Source organism: Mucilaginibacter sp., assembly GCF_036383575.1.
GTDB lineage: Bacteria > Bacteroidota > Bacteroidia > Sphingobacteriales > Sphingobacteriaceae > Mucilaginibacter.
In genome coordinates this window covers 1-6,156 of record NZ_DASVOB010000144.1, presented here as the reverse complement: position 1 = coordinate 6,156, position 6,156 = coordinate 1, and the positions used below count along the sequence as shown (strand labels likewise).

The following is a 6,156-nucleotide window of genomic DNA, read 5'->3' as shown; positions in this document are numbered from 1 at the left end:
CAGTCCGTGGTTCTGTCCGATTTGCAGGGCAAAGGCCTGTGCGCAAAGAAGCCTATCTGCTGACTTGACTTTTTGGATACTTTTGTGTCAAGACAAAAGTATCTGGCCTCGCGCGGCCAAGAGCGCGACGATGTAAATCCATAGAACAAAGGCCGTTACCTGCCTGTTGGGGATTGCTTCGTACCTCGCAATGACGTGGTGAAGATGTCATTTCACCTTCAGAGCCCGCCGGGCCTTAAACTCAACGCGACTGATTGCTCTTAGGAATCATGATAAACCTTAACAGGCGTATAAAACAATACAGGCGATGAAAATTCATCGCCTGTTTTATAAAATCTCGTTTAATCTTAATCTATTAGTACTGCCAAAGGTTAAGCTCCCAATCAAGAAGGGATTTTTTGATCCTCTCCGATTCGTAAAGCTTATCAATGCCTTGGGCATAATCTTTTATGCGTTCATCTTTGTCGTTACTTTCTTTTACGATATAACTGGTAAAGATGCGTTTGATAAATACATCGTCGAAACTTAAGCCGGTGGCATCGCTGCTACGGCTAACAACTTCTTTGGTTGCAAGCACCGGACGCGCTTCAGGGAAATAGATCCAAAAAGCAGGCTGATAATCCACATCCAGTGTACCGGTTCCTTTTGGCTTGATCAATGGGGCAATACCTATAATGCGCGGCTCAAATACCGAACGTTGTTTGTCAAATACCCAATCTTCCTTTATACGGAATTTAAGCACGCTATCAGGGTTAAATTCACCTGCAACCAGAGTTGATGATATAACGTTATTGTCTTTATCGCGTTTTTCAATCACGCTGCTGTCAGATGCTAAACGACCGCGGGCTTGTGCACCTGTTAAAGGTGTAGTAAAGCCGTCGCCTCCCGGATCATCTTTTTTGCCGGGGGTTGGGTCATATGCTGTAAGCTCGCCCCTGGTAATGGCATCAAGTAACACGTCAATTAAACGTCCTTTTGGCGACGCCAGGTACTGGTTCATCTTCTCGCGCACATCAATTTCGCGCCAAACACGTTTTGCAAATGCTACATCGTTTTCACGCAGATTTGGATAAGGTGTAACCTTAGCATTAAAGATGTTGCTTTTTTTGTAATACCCGTCAAGCGGCCTGTCAAAAGGTTTTGCAGCAATTTTACGTGCTGTATCAAGCGGCTGCTGACTGGTAACGTTATCCGGCTGAACCTGTACGGGTTTCTGCGTTGTTTGTTTTGTTCTTGCTGTGGTTGTTTTTTTTGCAGGAGGCCTTTTGGTGCGCTTTTTCTGTGCATAAGCACTAACACAAGCCAGGCACAGGATAACAACTAAAATTCTCTTTTTCATACGCCTTTAATTTGCGGATAATACAATCGGGTCAAGTGACCGCGGTGAATGGTCAGGACCTACCGCGATGATATCCTTAAATATAACCGTAGTTCCTGGGGTAACTGTATTTAAAGCACTGTGCATAGCGCTGGTTAACTCGCCGCCCGATCCTGATAAGATAATGGCATCCTGGCGTGGTTTTACAACCAGCATAGTAAAGTGCGTTACGTTAAATTTGGCATCAAAGTCAAAGTTATCAAGCTGGGCAAAAAGCCTGTCCTGCGCTTTGATATTGGCCGAGCTGGTGTTACCACCGCTTTTGCCTGCAAATTGTGGCTTAGGGTCAGGGATCCTTTTAATACGGAACTCCGTTGAACCCAATACCATACCTTTTTCGCCGGTAACAGTAAGCGTTGTTTTACCAATGCTGCTTACCGTAGCAGTGTAATGACCGCCTGATCCGCTTAGTGAACCACTGCTCATCCTTAAGTTGATGCTTCCGGTTGGAACACCTGGTGCAGATACTGAGATCGGGTTAGGTACACCAATATAAAGTACATTCATTTTATCAGGAGAAACCACAGCCGATGGTTTTGCAACCATATAGGAAGCCGTAATTGGATATATTTTCGGCGCGCCTTCTACTTGCTTAACACTCAACTGACCTGTCCAGGTATGTAAACCCTCGCCACTTGCCGTAGTTGTATAAGTACCAACGCCATTAGCTGTTGGTATTGATGAACCACCTACTGTAATTGAGGGATTTGAATTTTGGTCATATGCAGTTAAGAATATCTCGGCTTTATATTGCTGCCCTGCTAATACATAACTGCTTGGTGCAACCGCAACCGCTTTAAACTGGTTTAAAGTTACCTGTGCCTGGTCAATTTTACCTAATATTTTTTTGACAACCTCATTTTCAGCATTCTTATTGTCGGTTTGTATTTTTGCAAGAGTGGTAATAGCCGCACCTAACGGAATACCATCACCAAAGTAAGCTTGCTGCCAGGTTTTTGAAGGAATCCCTGGACGCTTTGGAGGATCAACCGCATTCAAAGAAAAATTCACCCCAACGCTATCTTTAGGGCCTAAGATTGACATTAACTTAGCCCGGGTTAATTCTATCTTTTCTTTTAAAACATCTGCTTTTTTATTGTTGATCATTACATCCGGAGATATATCCAGATTATCTCTGGCTTCAATATCGTCTATCTCAGGATTGATCCCGCCGCCTTGTTTAATTAATTCTGCTTTTAGCTCTTCAACGTAAGCATTCAACTCATCGGAAGTTTTGCTGGCCTCCCTTGCTCTTTTGAGTAATTCTTGTGCTTTTTCGGGTTGTTCTTTTAATTTGGTAGCTTCAAAAGCACTATAAGTAGTTTGTAAACTGGTAGTAACATTTGTTCTGGAAGCATCCAGGCTTCGCGTTATATTTTTGAAAGCGTCAAGTAAACTATCCGGCACGTTAAGGGCTATGAGGCCCAATAGTACCAGGTATAGAATACCTATCATTCGCTGTCTTGGGGTTTCTTTACCTCCGGCCATGTATTCTAAATCTTTATCTGGTAATCAATTAATTAATTATAATTAAACACGCGGCTGGTTCATGGCCGTAAGCATGTTACCATATATGGAGTTTAATGATGCCAGGTTTTTAGCTAAACGACCAACCTCTTCTTTAAACTGTTTTGAATCATCCATTGATTCATTAAAGTTGTTCATAGTAAGCGCCAGGTTCTGGTAAAATTTATTCATTGATTTTAAGTGCGCGCTTGAATCCTGTAATTCAAGTTCGTAAACTGCGTTAAGTGCAGAAAGATTTTTAGCCAATTGGTTAACCTGGTCATGGTAAGCTTTTGAATCAATATTTGAGTTAGCCATTTCGGTTAAATTAGCGGACGCCTTTTCAAACGAATTGCTCAGCTTATCATAGCTTGCTGTTGCATCTTTAACTTTAGCAGTAAAAGCTATAGTAGCTTCGCCTGCGTCTGTAACACGTGATATAGCGGCCACTTTATCGCCAAATGTGCGCAAGCCATCACCCAGGCTGCGAACCAGATCAGGGCCAATTTTAGCATCTTCCATCATTTTATCCAAAGCAGCAGTTGTTGACGGACCTGCATTACTGCCACCGCCTCTTACAGTTATTTTTGGAAGTTCGCCCTGAAAATCCTCACTTAATTCAGGATATACGCGTACCCAGTCAATTTCCTTTTCATCCCGTTGTAAACCCAATAAAAAGAATAGTACCGCTTCTGTACCCAAACCCAATGTAATAAATTCAGAGGCAAATTTCCAGTGTTGTATCTTAAACAACAAACCGATAATTACTACGGTTGCACCTAATGATATTACGTTCCCAATTCCGAATGGTTTTTTCTTTCCAGCCATAATAATTCAGAAATAACTTTTTTTTATTTTTTGATTTGATTGTTGCTTGCCTTAACTAATATTAATTAGCGTTTGTCTGTAATATCGCGGCCCAAATAGTGGGTTACGCAGCGGAAACCGATGTATGATTTAGCGGTATCCTGGTATTCGTAGGTACGGGTTGAGTTTTGAAGAAAATATCCTATATCTTTCCATGATCCGCCGCGTACAACCTTACGTTTCAGCACTTCGGGATCGGTTGATTTAGCTTCGTAATTAAAGGTTGGTGCAAGGTCATGCACAAATGTTGATGCTGATTCGTCAAAAGCAGATAGTGTCCATTCGGCCACGTTGCCTGCCATGTTATATAAACCGTAATCGTTAGGGAAATATGAACGAACCGGAACTGTATATGCTCCGCCATCATCTGTATAATTACCACGGCCAGGTTTAAAGTTTGCCAACAAGCAGCCTTTAGCATTTTTAATGTAAGGGCCACCCCATGGATAATCAGTACCTATCCTGCCGCCACGTGCTGCATACTCAAACTCAGCTTCTGTAGGTAAGCTATAAGGAGCGCGGCGTGCTAAGTGACGTTTATCTTTATAAGCATCATTATAGCGTGTACGCCATACGCCGTAAGCGCGGGCCTGCCTCCAGGTTACGCCCACAACAGGATAGTTACGGAAGGCCGGATGTGAAAAATAGCTTTCAACCATTGGTTCGTTTGCGGCGTATGAAAAGTCGCTCAGCCAAACTAATGTGTCAGGGTATACCGGTACGGTATCACGTACAATGAAATCAGAACGATGTTTTGATTTATCATTGTGATGATCTGCCGCATCACGCAAAGTAAACAGCGCATAGTTATATTTCAGCAAACGTACATCAACCTCATTACGGTCAAATACACGGTCGTCGCCCTGGTAATACATACCCTGCAATTTTTGAGCATTGCTTGCCTGACCGTTCTTACTGTTCCAAATAGGATTTTTCTTTACATAATCCCAGTTAATGAACTTTTTGCCGCCATTGTTATTGCCGGCTCCCGCTTTAGGCTGGATAAAATATTTATTATCGTTGATGTAACTGCTAATTGCTATTGAATCGCGAACCCAGTTAACAAACATTTTGTACTGGCTGTTGCTGGTTTCGGTTTGATCCATAAAAAATGGAGAAACTGTAACCTGTTTGGTTTGCGCTATCTGGGCAAATGTTACGTCCTGATCGGTTTGCCCCATAAGGAAACTGCCACCAGGAATATAAACCATGCCGTAAGGGACTTCAGCCCTGAACGATCTTGCAGGTACACCTACAACCTCACCCCTGTCACCGCCGCCGCGGCCACAACCACTTAATACACTACCTGCTAAAACTACTACTAAAAAGTATATCTGCTTCATTTTACAATTCAAAATCAGTTATATAACTATAACACAATGCGACGCCCGAATATATTACATTTTACTCAATGTAAGCTATAAAAAACGATATTTTGGCTCTATGAATCGATAAACTGTATATATATCTTATCAATACTGCACAAAACGCCATATAATTAACAAACCGCTAACCAATTGTTAATATGACAATTAGTTAGCGGTTGTACGGATAAATATGGTAAAAAGTTGCAGCCGGGTTAAATAAATTTCTAATTTATTTGTTCACAAGCTTTACATACTGCTCAATAGCCATGGTCATTGATGGTGCACCCGGGGTTGGAGCAGGTATATCCAAAATCAAATCAGCCTCAAGCACAGCCTTATGGGTGGTTGCACCAAAGGCAGCAATGCGTGTATTATTTTGTTTAAAGTCGGGAAAGTTTTTATACAACGATTGTATACTTGACGGACTAAAAAATGCTATAACATCGTAAAACACATCAGCAAGATCAGAAAGATCGCTGCAAACCGTGCGGAAAAGCACAGCAGGGGTAAAATTATAACCGTTCTCCAGCAAAAAGCGCTGCGTTTCTTCGGCAGCAACATCCGAGCATGGGTAAAGGAATTTTTCGGATGAATGTTTTTTCAATACCTCTGCAAGATCGGCAGCTGTTTGCTTGCCAAAAAATATCTTGCGCTTACGGTACTGGATGTACTTTTGCAGATAAAGTGCTATGGTTTCTGAAAGACAAAAGTATTTCATTTCAACCGGCACCTCAAAACGCATCTCCTCGCATATGCGAAAAAAATGATCGGCCGAGTTACGACTGGTAAAGATCACTGCGCTAAAATCAGCCAGATTGATCTTCTCTTTTCTGAAATCCTTTGCGGGCACGCCCTCAACATGAATAAATGATCTGAAATCAATTTTCAGGTTAAGCTTTTTAGCCAGCTCGGCATAAGGATTTTTATCATTTTCGGGCTTAGGCAAGGTAACCAGTATGCTTTTAACCTTTTTCTTTCTATCTTCCAATTCAGTGCTTTTAATAACCTAAATTTTAATATTCAATGCCTTTATTAAAA

General features: G+C 41.8%; 5 protein-coding genes. All 5 read right to left on the bottom strand.

The features are described 5' to 3' along the window. Positions 1–355 precede the first annotated feature (355 nt). A complete protein-coding gene (gene gldN, locus VF500_RS05215; protein WP_330858659.1) occupies positions 356–1,339 on the bottom strand; it encodes a gliding motility protein GldN in 984 nt (327 codons plus the stop codon). Positions 1,340–1,345: 6 nt separating this feature from the next. Then, entirely contained in the window at positions 1,346–2,866 is a 1,521-nt protein-coding gene (gene gldM / locus VF500_RS05210; RefSeq protein ID WP_330858658.1) for a gliding motility protein GldM, read from the bottom strand. Between the two features lie 42 nt (positions 2,867–2,908). Then, entirely contained in the window at positions 2,909–3,712 is an 804-nt protein-coding gene (gldL, locus tag VF500_RS05205; protein ID WP_330858657.1) for a gliding motility protein GldL, read from the bottom strand. A gap of 65 nt (positions 3,713–3,777) precedes the next feature. After that, positions 3,778–5,094, bottom strand: coding sequence for an SUMF1/EgtB/PvdO family nonheme iron enzyme (locus VF500_RS05200; protein ID WP_330858656.1), 1,317 nt, complete (start codon positions 5,092–5,094; stop codon positions 3,778–3,780). Positions 5,095–5,347: 253 nt separating this feature from the next. Further along, positions 5,348–6,106, bottom strand: a complete 759-nt coding sequence (locus tag VF500_RS05195; RefSeq protein WP_330858655.1) for a uroporphyrinogen-III synthase — start codon at positions 6,104–6,106, stop codon at positions 5,348–5,350. Positions 6,107–6,156 lie beyond the last annotated feature (50 nt).

What these genes read in the sequence shown, in the direction of transcription:
- gldN (WP_330858659.1), bottom strand. Translation starts at nt 1,339, where the DNA reads ATGAAAAAGAGAATTTTAGTTGTTATCCTGTGCCTGGCTTGTGTTAGT.
- gldM (WP_330858658.1), bottom strand. Translation starts at nt 2,866, where the DNA reads ATGGCCGGAGGTAAAGAAACCCCAAGACAGCGAATGATAGGTATTCTA.
- gldL (WP_330858657.1), bottom strand. Translation starts at nt 3,712, where the DNA reads ATGGCTGGAAAGAAAAAACCATTCGGAATTGGGAACGTAATATCATTA.
- VF500_RS05200 (WP_330858656.1), bottom strand. Translation starts at nt 5,094, where the DNA reads ATGAAGCAGATATACTTTTTAGTAGTAGTTTTAGCAGGTAGTGTATTA.